General features: G+C 68.6%; 12 protein-coding genes. 9 read left to right on the forward strand and 3 right to left on the reverse strand.

Annotated features, from left to right (window positions below; translation table 11 throughout):
* Window positions 1-38 precede the first annotated feature (38 nt).
* Both SZ55_RS11150 and SZ55_RS11155 read right to left on the reverse strand, forming a co-directional pair.
* Window positions 39-1,643, reverse strand: a complete 1,605-nt coding sequence (locus SZ55_RS11150) for a M28 family metallopeptidase (protein WP_044405549.1) — start codon at window positions 1,641-1,643, stop codon at window positions 39-41.
* A 275-nt stretch (window positions 1,644-1,918) separates the two neighbouring features.
* Entirely contained in the window at window positions 1,919-2,584 is a 666-nt protein-coding gene (locus SZ55_RS11155; RefSeq protein ID WP_044405551.1) for an O-methyltransferase, read from the reverse strand.
* A 94-nt stretch (window positions 2,585-2,678) separates the two neighbouring features.
* Between SZ55_RS11155 and SZ55_RS11160 the strand changes: the two genes are divergently transcribed.
* Window positions 2,679-3,311 (forward strand): TetR family transcriptional regulator, encoded by a 633-nt coding sequence (locus tag SZ55_RS11160; protein ID WP_044405553.1) that lies wholly within the window; start codon window positions 2,679-2,681, stop codon window positions 3,309-3,311.
* Window positions 3,312-3,359: 48 nt separating this feature from the next.
* Here SZ55_RS11160 and SZ55_RS11165 read toward each other — a convergent pair whose 3' ends face one another.
* Window positions 3,360-3,953 carry a TetR/AcrR family transcriptional regulator gene (locus SZ55_RS11165; RefSeq protein ID WP_044405555.1) on the reverse strand — a complete coding sequence of 198 codons (594 nt, stop codon included), beginning with the start codon at window positions 3,951-3,953 and terminating at the stop codon, window positions 3,360-3,362.
* Between the two features lie 534 nt (window positions 3,954-4,487).
* On the opposite strand from SZ55_RS11165, the gene SZ55_RS11170 reads away from it, so the two are divergent.
* The 8 genes from SZ55_RS11170 (at window position 4,488) to SZ55_RS11205 (ending at window position 15,192) form a co-directional block, all read left to right on the forward strand.
* A complete protein-coding gene (locus SZ55_RS11170; RefSeq protein WP_044405557.1) occupies window positions 4,488-5,528 on the forward strand; it encodes an SDR family oxidoreductase in 1,041 nt (346 codons plus the stop codon).
* A 36-nt stretch (window positions 5,529-5,564) separates the two neighbouring features.
* Complete coding sequence (locus SZ55_RS11175; RefSeq protein WP_044405559.1) at window positions 5,565-7,079, forward strand: class I adenylate-forming enzyme family protein; 1,515 nt, start codon at window positions 5,565-5,567, stop codon at window positions 7,077-7,079.
* Entirely contained in the window at window positions 7,069-7,680 is a 612-nt protein-coding gene (locus tag SZ55_RS11180; RefSeq protein ID WP_044405561.1) for an HAD-IB family hydrolase, read from the forward strand. The genes SZ55_RS11175 and SZ55_RS11180 overlap by 11 nt, the downstream gene beginning before the upstream one ends.
* A 3-nt stretch (window positions 7,681-7,683) precedes the next feature.
* Window positions 7,684-9,450: an FAD-dependent monooxygenase gene (locus tag SZ55_RS11185; protein WP_044405562.1), complete on the forward strand. Its 1,767-nt coding sequence runs from the start codon at window positions 7,684-7,686 to the stop codon at window positions 9,448-9,450.
* 99 nt (window positions 9,451-9,549) lie between these two features.
* Complete coding sequence (locus SZ55_RS11190; RefSeq protein ID WP_044405564.1) at window positions 9,550-10,602, forward strand: acyl carrier protein; 1,053 nt, start codon at window positions 9,550-9,552, stop codon at window positions 10,600-10,602.
* A gap of 29 nt (window positions 10,603-10,631) precedes the next feature.
* Window positions 10,632-13,988: a polyketide synthase family protein gene (locus SZ55_RS11195; protein WP_044405566.1), complete on the forward strand. Its 3,357-nt coding sequence runs from the start codon at window positions 10,632-10,634 to the stop codon at window positions 13,986-13,988.
* A gap of 31 nt (window positions 13,989-14,019) precedes the next feature.
* Window positions 14,020-14,475, forward strand: a complete 456-nt coding sequence (locus tag SZ55_RS11200; protein WP_044405567.1) for an SRPBCC family protein — start codon at window positions 14,020-14,022, stop codon at window positions 14,473-14,475.
* Window positions 14,476-14,508: 33 nt separating this feature from the next.
* On the forward strand, window positions 14,509-15,192 hold the full coding sequence (locus SZ55_RS11205; protein WP_044405569.1) for an outer membrane protein: 684 nt from the start codon (window positions 14,509-14,511) through the stop codon (window positions 15,190-15,192).
* Window positions 15,193-15,745 lie beyond the last annotated feature (553 nt).

Genomic DNA, 15,745 nt, shown 5'->3' on the forward strand with positions numbered 1-15,745 from the left:
CTTGCGCCGGGGCCACCGGCGCAAGGGAACAGCGGGGATCAGCGCACGTAGTCGGGCCCCCAGCGGTCGCTCTGGCGAACGCTCTGGGAGCGCAGCAGGCCCTTGCCGCCGGCTGCCTTGGCTGCGGCGATCTCGTCGTCGATCACCTTGGTGGAGATGGACAGCCAGCTGGTGACGAAGGCCATGGCATCGGCATGCAGCTCCAGGGCCTCCAGGCTGATGTTGGCCGTGCTGTCGCAGGCATTGTGGTAGCACGGATCGAACGGCTTGCCGGCAGCACCGCCGTACTTCTGCGCCTGTTCGGGGGTCTTGATGTCCTCGGCGCCGGTGAACAGGCCACCGAAGGCGATGCCGTCCTCGAAGAACTGCGCGTAGTCGGAGCGGAAGTCGATCTCGGTGCCTTCGCTGGCCTGGTTGCGCAGCTTGAAGTAGGCCTCGAACAGGTGCTCGATGGCGCCGGAGCCGGGCGGGCCCTGCAGACCGAAGGACGAGCCGTCACCGTCGTAGATCTGGTTGGCGTAGTTGGGCGAACCGATCATGTCGAAGTTCAGGTAGGCCTTGATCTTCTTCTTCTCCTCGGCGGTGAGGTTCTTCACGTAGTAGGTAGAACCCACCAGCCCGGCCTCCTCCGCACCCCACCAGGCGAAACGCAGCTTGTTCAGCGGGTAGGCCTTGCGCAGCAGCACGGCCATCTCCAGCAGGGCGGCGCTGCCGGAGCCGTTGTCGTTGATGCCCGGGCCTTCGAACACCGAGTCCAGGTGGGCACCGGCCATCACCACGTTGTTCGGGTTGCCGTAGCGGGTCTCGGCGACCACGTTGTAGGTCTGGGTCTTCTCGCGCACCACGTCCACCACCATGCGCAACTGCAGGCCGGGGGTCTGCGACCAGGCCACGCCGTTGTCGTAGGTGGCGAACATCACCGGTACGCCACCTTCATAACTGTCGCCAAGGGTGACGTTCTCCAGGCCCTTGCGGTCGTCGGTGTTGCCCTGGTTGAAGATGATCACCCCCGCCGCACCGGCGGCCGCGGCGTTCTCCGCCTTGACCTCGAAGCTGCAGGTGCCGCGCTGGACCAGGGCGATGGCGCCGCTGGGGAAGTTGGCGAAGTCCTCCGCTTCGCAGCCGCTGCTGCTGGTGTTGCCGGCCCCCAGGGCCAGGTCAACCGGCACCACCGGGGCGCTGATGTCACCGGCCTCGGTCTGGGAGAGGTAGTTGAAGTCGGTCTCCCACACGTAGTTGCCCGGTGTGGGCGACACGGCGCTGAGGGTGCCCGGCCCCTTCGGGTAGAAGGCGGTGAAGGGGAACGGCTGCACCGTGACCTTGTAGCCGGCCTTCTCCAGGGTGCGCTTCACGTAGTCGATGGAGGCCTGGTAGCCCGGCCGGCCGGCGGCGCGGTTGCCCTCGTTGAGGCTGGCGATGTCTTCCAGGGCCTGCAGCCGCGCGAACACGTTGCGCGCCTGCATGCAACGCGGCAGCCCCAGGGGTGTGCCCACCAGGAGGGGTGAATTGCAGATGGCGGCGTTGGGTTTGCCGGGGCTCCAGTATTCCTTGAACTGCTCGGCGTCCGAGGTGGGCCCCGCCAGGGCGGCGGTGGAGAGGGCGAATGCGATGGAACCGGCAACACGTTTGACGTTGTTCTTCATGTTGACTCCAATCCATTTGAAGTGGCTTTAGGCAGGCCTGGGAATGGCGCAATGCCATTGTCCGTACGGCATCCTTCGGACGGCCTCGAACCTAGACTGGACGGTGTAGCCGGGGTTCTCCCGGGGAGTCGCCGGTTTCGTGAAACTTGTCGCTTTTTTGATACAAAAAGGCGCAAAGGGCCGCAAACGGCGACGAAACGCCAGGTATTTGCCATCAAGACGCCAGCAATTTCACACCTGGATTCCGCACCACGGCCCGGCGCCTGTGCCCCGCCTCAGCCCAGCCGCATGGACAGCTCCACATCACCGCCGAAGGGCACCGACAGGTAGCCCCCCGCAGGCGCGCGGACGTGGGCGAGGTACTCCGGGCTGTGGTCGGCGTTGTCGGCGATCACCAGCGCGCCCGCCCGCAGGTGCGGCTCCACCAGCGCCAGCACCTCGGGGTACAGCGCCTTGGCACCGTCCAGCAGGAGCAGGTCGACCGACTCGGGCAGGTCCGTGCGCAAGGTCTGCAGCGCATCGCCCCGGCGGATCTCCACCAGGTCCAGCAGGCCGCCGACCTCCAGGTTGCCCCGCGCCCGCGCCACCTTGCCGGGCTCGAACTCGCAGGTGATCAGCCGACCGCCGCCGTTGTCACGCAGGGCGGCCGCCAGGTGCAGGGTGGAGATGCCGAACGAGGTGCCGAACTCGACGATGTGCCGGGCACCGCTGCTGCGGGCCAGCATGTACAGCAGGCGCCCGGTCTCCCGCGAGACCGGCAGCGGCAGGTCGCGCAACTGGGCATACAGCTCCAGGTAGTCGGTCTTGCTGTGCATGAGCCGGGTCAGGGCCGCGCCGTCCAGCCCGGCCAGGGCGGGATGGTCGTCGACGGACAGGGCGTCGGCCTGCTGGAACAGGCTGTCCAGCAGAGAAGCAAGGGGGGCGGAAGTGAGGGTGGTCATGGCGACTCCGTGGGTCAGGTTGAGCGCGACGTTGCGCCTGAATAGAATGCGACGATTTCGTCACATTCACCCATTCGCATTCCGCCGAGCCCCCATGCCCGAACGCCGAAACCCGCGCATCGCCACGCGCAAGGAGCCCCAGCAGGCCCGCTCCACCGAGCTGGTGGCGAGCATCCTCGACGCCGCTATTCAGGTTTTGCAGAAGGAGGGCGCGGCGCGCTTCACCACCGCCCGGGTCGCCGAACGCGCCGGGGTGAGCATCGGCTCGCTGTACCAGTACTTCCCCAACAAGGCGGCCATCCTGTTCCGCCTGCAGAGTGACGAATGGCAGCGCACCACCGACCTGCTGCGACAGATCCTCGAAGACCGCGAGCAGCCTCCGCTGGCCCGCCTGCGCCAGCTGGTGCAGGCCTTCGTCCACTCGGAATGCGAAGAGGCGGACATGCGCACCGCCCTCAACGACGCCGCCCCGCTCTACCGCGACGCCCCAGAAGCCAGGGAGGCCAAGGCCTACGCCAAACGGCTGTTCCTCACCTTCGTCGAAGAAGCCCTGCCGACCGCCACCGACGAGCAACGCGCCCTCGCCTGCCAGTTGCTCACCACCACCCTCGGCGCCGTGGGCAAGAACTTCTCCGAACAGCACCGCACGGCCGAAGCCATCCATGCCTTCTCCGAAGCGCTGGCGGACATGCTCTGTGCGTACCTGCGGGGGTTGGGGGCGGAGTGATCGGCAAGCCGTGATCCGGCCGTGACACCTCGGGCGGGCTGCCGCCCTTCAGCGACTGGCGGGCAACCCCGGCGCCTTCTCGATCAGCGCCTCCAGCACCAGGCGGATCTGCTCCGCAGGATCGTCCCGGCCCTGCAGCATCAGCCCCTCGGAGAGGGCGGTGAAGGTCATGGCCAGCAGCTCCCGGCTCATCGGCGCCTGCTTGCCACGGTGGTGGAAGATCAGCTCGATCAGCGTGCCCAGCGCCTCGCTGTTGGCCTGGTGCAGGTCGTGGTAGTGCTGGGCGAAATCCGCGTCGCGGGCGGCGATCAGTTGCAGCTCCACATCGAGGATCACGCACGGCTTGTTGTTCTTCAGGTTGTCGATGTACATCAGCAACCCCTGGCTCAACTCCGCTGTGGACGCCCCGCTGGCCAGGGCCTGGCCAAGGCGCTCGATCTCCACGCCCTTGAAGCGCTGGGTGAGGGCAACCAGCAGGTCGGCCTTGCTGGCGAAGTTGGAAAAGAATGCCCCCTTGGAGTAGCCGGCCTGCTCGGCGATATCACTCACACTGGCGGCGTGATATCCCTTGCTCACCATAAGTTCCGTCGCCGCTTCGAATAATTGCTCGCGGGTATGAAGTTGCTTCTCTTCGCGGCCCATTCTGGTTTTGGTCAATGTGCTAACTCCAGACCTCGATTCTGAAAAGATGCCGGTCGGCCCTGCATCCCCCCGACTGCAATACCAGGCTTTCACCGCCTTTTGACCCGGCGCAGCATAACGCATCGTTCTCCGGCACGGACGTACCCGGTATCAAAACCAACTCGCCGGTGATAACGCGTTATCACCGGTTGCCGAAGCGCTCGCACAGCGCCCGGCCATTCCCTCGCCGGCGCCAGGCGCGGGTCATCAATTCGCCAGCATCCGGCGCGATGACACAAAAAATTAACCTGCAAACGCACTGATCCGACGAGCGGCGTCCATGCCGAACTCGAACAACATAGTCATGAAAATCAATAGGTTATGCACATAAAACCCCTACATGAACAGGGGTTTTGACACATTCGGATACCGCTTGATTTTTGAATACCGACTGGTATTCAATCTGCGCCGCCAGCGTCCTGGGACAAATCTGACAGACCGTTGGCAAGCGAAAGGAAGCCCTTCACCCACGTGTTCAAACAAGGTGTTTTTTCAATGGAATGTGCATTCGTAACCGGCGCAACGGGACTCTTGGGCAACAACACCGTACATGCACTTTTACAACGCAATATCAAAGTAAGAGCGCTGGTTCGTTCCATCGATAAAGCGAGAAAACAATTTGGTGACCTGCCCGTCGAACTGGTTCAGGGAGACCTGCAGGAAGTTGATAAGTTTCGCGCTCACTTGAAAGGCTGCGATGCACTCATACATACCGCCGCTTACTTCCGCGACAGTTACAAGGGCGGCAAACATTGGCAGGTGCTCTACGACACCAATGTGATCGCCACCGAGAACCTGCTGGCCGCTGCCTACGAGGCCGGCATCCGTCGAGGTGTGCATGTCTCCTCCATCGCCGTGCTCAAGGGCGAGCCGGGCCAGCTGATCGACGAGACCATGTCGCGCCCCGAGGCCGGTGCCGACGACTACTACCGCAGCAAGATCCTCTCCGAACTCGTGGTGCGCAAATTCCTCCACAGCCACCCCGACATGCGCATGGCCATGGTGCTGCCGGGCTGGATGTTCGGCCCCGGCGACATCGGCCCCACCTCCTCCGGCCAGTTCCTCATCGACTTCATGCACGGCAAGCTGCCCGGCGTGCTCCCCGGCACCTTCTCGGTGGTGGATGCCCGCGACGTCGCCCAGCACGTACTGGCCGCGCTGGAGCGGGGGCGCAGCGGCGAGCGCTACCTGGCGGCCGGCGTGCACATGGACATGGGCAGCATCTTCAAGGCCCTGTCCCAGGTCAGCGGCCTGCCTGCACCGGAGCGCAAGGTTCCCCTGGCGGTGCTGCGGGTGATCGCCGCCCTCTATGAACTGCAACACCTGATCACCGGCAAGCCGGTGCTGATCAGCAACTCCACCATCAAGCTGATGGCCGGCGAACGCGACCGGACCCACTTCAGCCACGAAAAAAGCGCAAAAGAACTGGGCTGCCGCTTCCGTCCCGTGGAACAGACGCTGGCGGACACCCTGAACTGGTACCGGGCGAACGGCTACCTGCCGGAAACCGGGAACCCCCTTCCTACTGCCGAATGAGCCTTCCCCTCGATACCGGACGGAGTTCCCCTTGCCATGAGCCCCACCTCCCACCCTCCCGGCTTCCTGCACCGCTTCCTCGACATCGCCCAGGCGCACCCGGACCACTGCGCCATCCGTGACCTGGACAGCCCCGGCAGCGACTTCACCTACGCCCAGCTCCACGCCCATGCCTGCCTGCGCAACGGCGCCCTCGCGGCGCTGGGGCTGGAGCCCGGCGAGCGGGTCGCCCTGGCGTTGCCCAACGGCGCCGAGTTCATCGCCTTCTACCTCGCCCTGCTGGGCCGGGGTGCCGTGCCGGTGATCCTCAACTACAAGCTCACGCCTCATGAAATGGGCGCGGTGATGGACGCCGCCCAGCCGGTGGCCCTCATCACCCTCGCCGAACTGGCCGAGGAGCACGCCGCCACCTTCGCCCGCGCCGGCATCCGCCACTGCCTGCTGGTGGACGGCCCCGCCAGCCAGGCGGCGCTGCCGGCCAACGCCGTGCGCCTCGACGGGCTCACCCATGCCCCGGCCCCGCTGGCGCTGCCGGAGGGCAACCCGATCGCCTCGCTGCAGTACACCTACCGTGGCCTCGGCCGGCCGCTGGGCGTGCCCCACCGCTACCTGGACCTGACCCTGTCCAGCGACGGCCTGCACGAGCACTTCCACCCCCAGGGCCTGGGCTCGGTGCACCTGGTGACGCTGCCGCTGTACGCCATCTTCGGGCTGTCGGTGATGCTGGTGTTCCCGCTGAGCATCGGCGCCACCCTGCTGATGACCAACACCCTGCTCAACCGCGACCTGGCCGAGGTGCTGGCCGACCACCAGGTCAGCTTCGCCTGCCTGGTGCCGGACGTGATCCGCTACTTCAACCTGCGCCTGGCCAAGCGCAAGCCCCCGCCGCCGCCGCTGCACCCGGAGCTGATGCTTTATTCGGGTGGCAGCCACCTGCCTGCCGACGAAGGCCAGAAGCTCGGCGAGCTGCTGGGCTGCCGCCCGGTGCTGCAGGGCTACGGCCTGACCGAGAGCATGCCGATGCTGGTGCAAAGCTCCCTGCAACCGACTTCGCGCGGCGCCATGGGCCTGCCCATCCGCCATGTGCAGGTGCGGGTGGTGAACAGCCGGGGCGAGGACGTGCGCACCGGGCAGATCGGCGAGCTGCTGATCAAGGGCCCCATGGTGATCGAGGCCTACGACGGTGAACCGGAGGTCAGTGCGCGGTTCATCCGCGACGGCTGGCTGCACACCGGGGACCTGGTCTGGCAGGACGACAGCGGCCACCTGTTCTTCTATTGCCAGCGCCTGCGCATCTCCAAGATCAAGGCGCAGATGATCGACTTCGCCGAGATCGAGGCGGTCGCCCTGCGCCACCCCGCCGTCACCGCCGCCCGCGCCTACGTGGTGCCCGACGCCAAGGCCATCAACGTCCTGCACCTGGCCGTGCAGTGCACGGACGAGGTCGCCCAGGGCGAGCTGAACACCCTGCTCGCCCGCCACCTGTCCGGCTTCAAGCTGCCCCGCGTCTTCGAAATCCTCACGCTCAAGGAGAGAGCCCATGCAAGCTGAAACCCACCGACCGGTCCTCGCCGTCTTCGACTTCGACGGCACCCTGACCGACCGCCACACCTTCTGGCGCTACATGCGCTTCATCCACGGCCCGGCGCGCTTCTGGCTGGCCATGGTCCCGCTGCTGCCGAAGATGGCCGGCGTGCTGCTCGGGCTGGTGCCGCTGATGACCGCGCGGCAGGCCTTCATCGAGCGCTACCTCAAGGGGCTGACCGTGGAGCAGGAGCGCGAGCACGCGCGCTTCTTCATCACCGAGCACCTGTCCCGCTGGCTGCGCCCCGAGGCCCTGCGCCGGCTCAAGTGGCACCAGGCCCAAGGGCACGTCACCGCGCTGGTGAGCAACTCCCCGGAGAACTACCTGCTGCCCTGGGGCAACCTGGTGGGCTTCGACCACGTCTGCGGCACCCGCCTGGCCACCGACAAGCGCGGCCTCAACGGCGCCATCGACGGGCGCAACTGCGTGGAGCGCGAGAAGGTCACCCGCCTGCGTGCCTGCGTCGGCGACCTGGCCCAGTACGACATCTATGCCTACGGCGACTCCTCCGGTGACCGCGACCTGCTGGACGTGGCGACCTTCCCCTTCTACCGCAACTGGTACTGACCGATGAGCCGCCAACCCTTCGCCACCGAGACCCCCACCCGGCCCACCGGCGCGCCCACCGTCCTGATCGTCGGCGCCGGCCCCATCGGCATGACCCTGGCCATCCTCCTCGCCCAGCAGGGCATCCCCCTGCGCATCATCGAGAAGAACGCCGGCCCCTCCACCGCCACCAAGGCCATCGCCATCCACTCGCGCACCCTGGAGATCTTCCGCGCCATGGGCGTGGCCGAGCAGGCCGTGGCCCAGGGCTTCGCCATCAACCAGTTCTCCGTGCAGTCCGATGGCAGCCGCATCCTCAACTACGACTTCGCCCAGTTGCAGGCGCCCTACCCCATGCTGCTGAGCCTGCCGCAGCCGCAGACCGAGGCCATCCTGCTGGAGCGCCTGGGCACGCTGAGCATCACGGTGGAGTGGAACACCGAGCTGACCGACCTGCAGGTGGACGGCGACCAGGCCACCGTGACGCTGCAACCGGCCGAAGGCCCGCAGCAGATCCTCCGGCCACGCTGGGTGGCCGCCGCCGACGGCGCGCGCAGCCCGATCCGCAAGCACCTGGGGCTGACCTTCGAAGGCGAGTTCTACGACCGCTTCTTCATGCTCGCCGACGCCGACATCCAGTGGGACGGCAGCCAGGACGAAGGCGCCTTCTTCCTCGGCGACACCCAGGGCTACGTCGCGGTCGCGCCGATCAATGCGCAGTCGCGCTACCGCCTGTTCATCGAGATGCCCTACGACCTGCCGGCCGACGAGGCCGACCGCCCGCCGCTGACCCTGGAGAACTTCCAACGCCTGTGCGAAGGGCGCGGGCAGAAGATGACCCTGTCCAACCTCAGCTCCACCACCATCGCCTCCTTCCAGCACCGCCGCGTGCAGCAGATGCAGAAGGGCCCGGTGTTCCTGGTGGGCGACAGTGCCCACATCGGCAGCCCCATCGGCGGGCAGTGGATGAACCTGGGCGTGTCCGAGGCGTACAACCTGGCCTGGAAGCTCGCCTTCGTGCACCAGGGCCTGGCCGATGCCGCACTGCTCGACAGCTACCACGAGGAGCGCTACCCCGTGGCCCTGGAGGTGGAGAACACCGCCCACCGCCTGACCACCCTGATCACCGTGCAGAAGCGCCCACTGGTGTGGCTGCGGGACCACCTGCTGCCGCTCATCACCCGCCGCCGCGCGGTGCAGCGCGTGCTGCCCTCGATGATTTCCGGGCACCAGTACCACTACCGCCCCAGCGAGCACATCCAGCAGTCGCTGGAGCCCAGACAGCGCAACCGCTGGGCGCGCAAGGGTCACGCCGGCGAGTACCACGGCCGCGCCCCGCTGGCCGGGCACCTGGCCCCGGACGTGACGCTCTGGCAACCCAACCCGGGGGCACCGGAGCAGCACCTGATCGACCTGTTCGACAAGGGCTTCACCCTGCTGGTGTTCACCGGCGAGGACCAGTTCTCCCCGCTGCTGCCCGGCTACCGTGACCTGGCCGCGCGCATCGAACGGGACTACCCCGCCGTGCAGGCCTTCTGCGTGGTGGACGCCCTGGACACCCGCGACTTCCCGGCCCACCCGCGAACCCTGCTCGACCCGGACTGGCGGCTGCACAAGCGCTACCACGCCCCGGCCGGCAGCCTCATGCTGGTGCGCCCGGACGGCTACATCGCCTTCCAGGGCCTGCAACCCATGGCGCTGGAGAGCTACCTGCAGCTGCGCTCGGGCCTGGTGCGCCAGCCGCTGCCGGTCAGCCGGACGCTGCATGCCCCGGAGCCGGCCACGGCCTGACGCCCGCCCCCACCCACACCCTTATTCCCTGACGGAGAGCCGCCCCAGCGTGGCGGCTCGCCCGTGGATCAATGTCGCGCCCTTTTTGAGGTCAACCCCATGAACTTGGCACTGGATAACGTGGTTCAGGATTTCATCGTCTCCAACGGCAAGATCGCCCAGAGCTACTTCGATCTGTCCGGCAAGATCATCGACTCCCTGTGCGAGTCCCACAGCGCCCGCGAAGCGGTGCTGCTGCGCCTGATCGAACAGGCCCAGCTGGTCACCTCGCAGTACCTGGAGGCCCACCAGCAGGTGGTGCAGAGCCTCTACCTCAACCACCAGGACCTGGCCGCCGAACGCCGCGAAGCCCCGCCGCTGTCGGTGACCCCGCTGCGGGTGGTGCCGGCCGCGCCGCTGCCGGAAGCCCCCGCCGAAGCCCCGGGCTACGAGGCCTGGTTGCGCGAGGAGATCAGCGCCATGAGCGGCCTGCCCGCCGCCGACATCGACCTGCAGCAGCGCTTCGACGAGATGGGCCTGGATTCCCTCAGCCGGGTGAACCTGTTCGATGCCCTCGGCCAGGCCTTCCCCGAGACCCGCGCCCACGCCGAGCACTTCTTCGACCTGCAGAGCCCGGCCGAGGTGCTCGCCCAGCTCGCCAGCGCCCCGGCGACCGAGCCCGTGGACGTGGCCGGTCAGGTGCTGGCGCTGCTGGCCGAGATCACCGGGTTCGACGCCGCCGAACTGGACCCGCGCCAACCCTACGAGGAGCAGGGGCTGGATTCGCTGATCCGCCTGGACTTCCTCGACCTGGTCACCCGCCAGTGGCCGGCCCTGAAGCCCCACGAAAGCGAACTGAGCGAGGCGGTCTGTGCCCAGCAGACCATCGCCCAGGTCACCCGCCTGCTGGCCGACGGCCCCCGTGCCGAGGCCGCCGAAGCGGCGCCCATCGCCCCCGATGAACGCCTGCGCGAGGCCGTGGCACCGCTGCTGGCGGAACAGGGCGCCGACGCCAGCCGCCCCTTCGCCGAACTGGGCCTGACCGGCTTCGACCGCGCCGCCCTGTGCGAACGCATGGCCAGCACCTGCAGCACCAGCGCCTTCGCCGGTGAGGCGCTGATGTCCCGGCGCAGTCCCGAGGACGCCGCCGCCCTGCTCGGACGCATGGGCTGACCCGCGTGCCCCACGACAAGGAGAACGTCATGACGGCCCCCTCCCCTGCCCCGCTGTGCTTCAGCGCCATGGCCGGCACCTTTCCCGGAGCCCCCAGCATCGACGCGCTGTGGAAGCTGCTCCGCCAGGGCCAGCGCGCCCCGCAGCAGGACCTGCTGCAACGCTGGCGCATGGCCCGCGAGGCGATCCACCACCCCCGCCCCGGCGAGAAGGACCGGGTCTACCTGCACCAGGTCCACGGCCTGGGTGGCGACGAACCGGAGCAGTTGAGCGACGGTCGCCAGCTGGCCATCGGCTGCGCGGTGCTGGAGGAGCTGCTGGAACCGCTCGCCACGCTGCCGCGTGCGCGCACGGCGCTGATCGTCGCCACCTCCTGGAGCGACGAGAGCTACTTCCTCGCCAGTGCCGACCCAGCCAACACCCCCCGCCCGGGGCTGACGCCTGCCGACCAGGTGGCGCGGCTGGCCGACGCCTGCGGCCTGGGCGGCCCGGCCCTGACGGTGGACACCGCCTGCAGTTCGTTCATCTATGCCGTGGACCTGGCCCAGGGGCTGATGGACAGCGGCCAGGCGGAGCAGGTGGTGGTCATGGCCCTCAACACCCTGATGCCGCCGCCGCTGTACCTGGGTTTCTCCCAGCTCACCGCGTTCTCGCCCCGGGCGCAGTTGCAGGCCTTCGGCGCGGAGGCAGACGGCATCGTCCCCGGCGAATGCGCCGTGGCCTTCCTGCTGGAGCCGCTGCAACAGGCGCTGGAGGGCGCCCGCACGCCCCTGGGCCTGATGCGCGCCCTGGGGCTCTCCGCCGATGGCGCCGAAGGCTCGGTCTTCACCCCCGGCAAGCAGGCCCAGTACACCGCCTACCAGCGCGCCTGGGCCGGGCTGGACCCGGCCAGCGTGGGCTACATCGAGAGCCACGGCACCGGCACGCCCCTGGGGGATGCCACCGAGATCGGCTCGCTGCAGCGCTTCTTCGGCCCCCATGTCGCCGGGCCCATTCCCCTCGGCTCGATCAAGGCCAACATCGGCCACACCCTTACCGCCGCCGGCGGTCCGTCCCTGGCCAAGGCCCTGCTGATGCTGCGGCACGGCACGCTGCCGCCCCAGGTGGCCTACCCCGGCAGCAGCAAGCTGGCCGACACCTGCCTGCGCCTGGTGGAGGGCCAGCCCCAGGCCCTGGCGGCGGGGGAGCAGCCCTTGCGCATCGGCCTCTCCAGCTTCGGCTTCGGCGGCGCCAATGCGCACATGGTGGTCGAAGCCTACCGGCCCGCTGCGGCACCGGTGCCCGCGCCGGCCCGCTCCGAGGGGCCGATCCGCCTCGACCTGATGGTGGTGGAGGCCGAGGCCGCCCTGGCCGGTGGCGGCTCCCTCGCCGAGTTCGGCCAGGCACTGCGCCAGGGCCCGCAGGCGCCGCTGCCCTTTCCCCAGGGCCGCTTCGGCGCCCAGGCCCCGCAGGTGGCGGTGCGGGCCGGGCAGTTCCTGGCGAGTGACCGGGTGATCGACATCGACGGCTACGGCATGGGCCCCCGCCCCCTCGCCCATGTGGACCCGTTCAAGCTGCTGGTGACCGACCGCGTCGGCCAGTTGCTCAAGCGCCTGCCCGGCACCGCCGCCTCGGACCGCACCGCCATGGTCATGTGCTGCAACCTGGGCGGCGAGCGCTTCACCAACGCCTACAGCGAGGCGGAGCGTCACTACCGCGAAGGCCAGGGGCCGGCGCCGGGCATCGAGGTGGCGGACGTGGCCAGCATGCTGCCCAGCCTGCTCTCCGGCTATCCCGCCAAGTTCTTCGACCTGCGTGGCTTCCACCAGACCCTGGCCGGCGGCCCGGGGCTGTTCTGGCACACCTTGCTGGCGGCGCCGCACTGGTTCGAACGGGGCATCGACACCCTGCTGCTGGGCGCGGGCCGCTTCATCAGCGGCGCCAGCGAGCTGCTCGCGCTGGCCGACACGCCGGTGCCCCAGGGCGAGGGCCTGGGCGTGCTGGCCCTGCAGCGCTACCGGGCCGACGGCCCCCAGGCGCCCTTGCTGCGGCTCGTCGCAGCACTGCCGGGCAGTGCCGCCACCGACCGCCAGCAGGCGGCCGAGCGCCTGGGCATCGCCCCGGGCGCCCGCCTGCTCATCTGCCAGGTGCAGGCGGGCCCGGCAGACGACCCGCTGCAGGCACTCACCGGCTACCTGGCCGAAGCCTCGGGCATCGCCACCCTGCTCCAGGCCCTGCTGGGCGAACCCGGCGAGGGGCTGGTGGAGGTGCGCGACGGCGAACGGGTGCTCTGCTGGCTGCAGGCCGAGTGCCTGGCCACCTGGCAGGCACCGCCGGCCCCGGCCACGCCACGGGCGGCCTTCACCCTGCGTTTCGCCAAGCCCCACACGGCCCCCGCGGTACTCGCGCCGGCGGCGCAACTGCTCCCCGCCGAACCGGGCCTGGAGGATGGCGTCGACCTGATCGGCCTCGGCGACACCCTCACCCGTACCCTGCTCAGCAGCCTGCACCTGCGCAGCCGTGCCCTGCGCGAGCTGCTGGCCATCCGTCCCGACCCGCTGGTGCGCGCGCCCGGCGAAAGCTGGCGCCGCAGCGAGCGCAACACGGTGATCACCCATGTGCTGCGGCGCAGCCCGCAGAGCCTGAACGCCACCCTGCGGGTCGACGAGGGTCATCCGTACTTCTTCGACCACCCGCTGGACCACGTGCCCGGCATCCTGCTGATCGAGGGCGTGCTGCAGCTGATGGAGCACGCGGTGCCGGCCCTGCGCGGCGACGCGGTGTTCATCCGCGGGCTGAACGTGCGCTTCCAGCGCTACGTGATGAAGGAACGCCCGGTGGACATCGAACTGCAGCAGAACGGCCCCCACGGCTACACCGCGCGGGTGATGCAGGACGAGCAGTTGATGTGCACCTGCACCTTGATACTGGGCCCCGGCCAGGTGCCGCCCTCCGGGGCCGTGCTCGCACCGGTACGCCCCTGCCAGCGACAGGACTGGCTGCACAAGGCCCGCGCGGAGAACGTGCTGGTCGGCGACATCGACCCGCAGGCGCGGGTGCTGGCATGCCCCATCCCGCCGGGGCAGTTCTTCGAGGACGGCCACCCCCGGCAGCACTCCATGGTGTATTTCCTGGAGATCGCCCGGCAGGCCTACATGCAGATCGCCCACGGCGCGCTGCGCATCCCGCTGAAGACGCCCATGAACCTGCTGGTGCTCGACTTCACCCTGGCCCGCCCCATCGGCCGCCGGCAGGCGCTGGCCCTGGCGCCGCAGAGCGCGCTGCCGGCCAACGCCCAGGCCTTCAAGACCAACCGCATCGTCATCGAGCTGGAGGCCGACGGCCAACCGCTCGGCGCCGCCACCGTGACCGCCCAGGTGCTCAGCCGGCAGGCGCACCCGGCCTGAGGCCGGCCCATCGACCCGAGGAGAACAGACCATGAGTGACGTGAGAGTGGAACTGCGCATGAACGCCCCCGCCAGCACCATCTGGCAGCTGTGGGAGGACGTGGCCAACGCGCCGCAATGGGACACCGACGTGCGCCAATGCACCCTGGACGGCCCCTTCCGCGTGGGCACCCAGGGGCTCTGCGTGCTGAAGAACGGCCTGAAGATGCCGCTGCAGATCACCCAGGTGACGCCCCTGCGCAGCTACACCAACACCGCCCACCTGCTGGGCATGCGCCTGACCTTCAGCCACTACCTGACGCCCATCGGCACCGAGACCCATGTGGTCCACGCCGCGCGCATCGAGGGGCGGCTGAGCGTCCTCTACCGCCCGCTGGTGCGGCGCCTGCTGCAGGCCGCCATGGGCCAGGCCCTGCGCAACCTGCGAAGCCTGGCCGAAGCCCGCGCGGTGCAGGACACCCGCGAGCCGCTGCGCGCTACGCGCTGAACCGACCCCTTCCTACCCCGAACCGAGACCACCATGACGCTATCGCTTCGACGCCTTGCTCCCCTCCCCCTGCTGCTGGGCCTGTGCACCCCGGCCCTCGCCGATGACAGCGGCCTGTACGTCAGCCTGCTGGGCGGCGCCAACTGGGTGGCCCACCAGAACCTGCGGCAGAACTCGCTGGACTTCGTGCAGATGGACTACGAACAGCCGCTGTCCTCCGGCTATGCCGTGGACCTGGCCGTGGGCTGGCGCTCCCCCATCGGCCTGCGCCCGGAATTGGCACTGGCCTACCGGCGCAACAGCCTGGACCAGTTCGCCGACCGCGTGTACGAAGGCGGCGGCAAGATCGACGGCAAGGGCCAGGAGGCCGGCAGCAGCCTGATGGCCAACCTCTGGTACGACCTGCCGATGCCCGAGGGCTTCACCCGCATCAAGCCGTACATCGGTGGCGGTGTGGGCTACACCCGCCTGACCATCCGCGACCTGGAGGCCAACGGCGTGTCCTTCGGTGCCACCCACCGCGACGACGTCGGCACCTGGCAGCTGGGCGCCGGCGTCGCCTACCAGTGGGATGCGCACTGGTCCGTCTCCATGGACTACCGCTACCTGCAGACCCGCACCGCGCACTTCGGCGACATCGAAGGCCTGCCACCGGGCGACGTCAGCACCCAGTACAACGCCCAGTCGCTGATGCTCGGCGTGCAATACGGGCTGTAGCCCAACGGCGCCCGGGCTCAGCCCGGGCATGGTGGATCGATGAAGCGCGATCCACCCACGCATAGCGCCCTCCACGCCCCGCAGGATGCGCTGAGCTACGCGATGCGCATCCCCCCACACCGACGCTCACCCGTAGCCCGGGCTTCAGCCCGGGAACGGTGGATCGATGAAGCACGCCCCACCCACACACAACCTCCTCCACGCCCGTAGGATGCGCTGAGCTCCGCGATGCGCATCTCCCCCGCACCGAGGCCCAACCGTAGCCCAGGCTTCAGCCCGGGAACGGTGGATCGATGAAGCACGCCCCACCCTTGTATCTCGACTACTGCCCCACCCCAGGGGCATAGTCCCCGACTGATCATCGGGGGAGGGATAGGAAGCCGTGCCCACCCTTAGGCCGCGAGCCTGCAACGTAGATAGTGCTCCGCCCCTCCACACTCACTCGAACAGCCCGAACGGTATCCAGAGCCTTGAGCTCGCATTCACAAGGTTGGGCCGGGTGCAGTGATGATCGCGTCTGAACGGATCGAGAGGAGAATCCATGCCCAGCGTC

The organism is Pseudomonas sp. FeS53a (genome assembly GCF_000931385.1).
Classification (GTDB): domain Bacteria; phylum Pseudomonadota; class Gammaproteobacteria; order Pseudomonadales; family Pseudomonadaceae; genus Metapseudomonas; species Metapseudomonas otitidis.

Coding starts and splice junctions, on each gene's coding strand:
- SZ55_RS11190 (WP_044405564.1), top strand. CDS start 9,550: ATGAACTTGGCACTGGATAACGTGGTTCAGGATTTCATCGTCTCCAAC.
- SZ55_RS11160 (WP_044405553.1), top strand. CDS start 2,679: ATGCCCGAACGCCGAAACCCGCGCATCGCCACGCGCAAGGAGCCCCAG.
- SZ55_RS11175 (WP_044405559.1), top strand. CDS start 5,565: ATGAGCCCCACCTCCCACCCTCCCGGCTTCCTGCACCGCTTCCTCGAC.
- SZ55_RS11180 (WP_044405561.1), top strand. CDS start 7,069: ATGCAAGCTGAAACCCACCGACCGGTCCTCGCCGTCTTCGACTTCGAC.
- SZ55_RS11150 (WP_044405549.1), bottom strand. CDS start 1,643: ATGAAGAACAACGTCAAACGTGTTGCCGGTTCCATCGCATTCGCCCTC.
- SZ55_RS11165 (WP_044405555.1), bottom strand. CDS start 3,953: ATGGGCCGCGAAGAGAAGCAACTTCATACCCGCGAGCAATTATTCGAA.
- SZ55_RS11155 (WP_044405551.1), bottom strand. CDS start 2,584: ATGACCACCCTCACTTCCGCCCCCCTTGCTTCTCTGCTGGACAGCCTG.
- SZ55_RS11185 (WP_044405562.1), top strand. CDS start 7,684: ATGAGCCGCCAACCCTTCGCCACCGAGACCCCCACCCGGCCCACCGGC.
- SZ55_RS11195 (WP_044405566.1), top strand. CDS start 10,632: ATGACGGCCCCCTCCCCTGCCCCGCTGTGCTTCAGCGCCATGGCCGGC.
- SZ55_RS11205 (WP_044405569.1), top strand. CDS start 14,509: ATGACGCTATCGCTTCGACGCCTTGCTCCCCTCCCCCTGCTGCTGGGC.
- SZ55_RS11170 (WP_044405557.1), top strand. CDS start 4,488: ATGGAATGTGCATTCGTAACCGGCGCAACGGGACTCTTGGGCAACAAC.
- SZ55_RS11200 (WP_044405567.1), top strand. CDS start 14,020: ATGAGTGACGTGAGAGTGGAACTGCGCATGAACGCCCCCGCCAGCACC.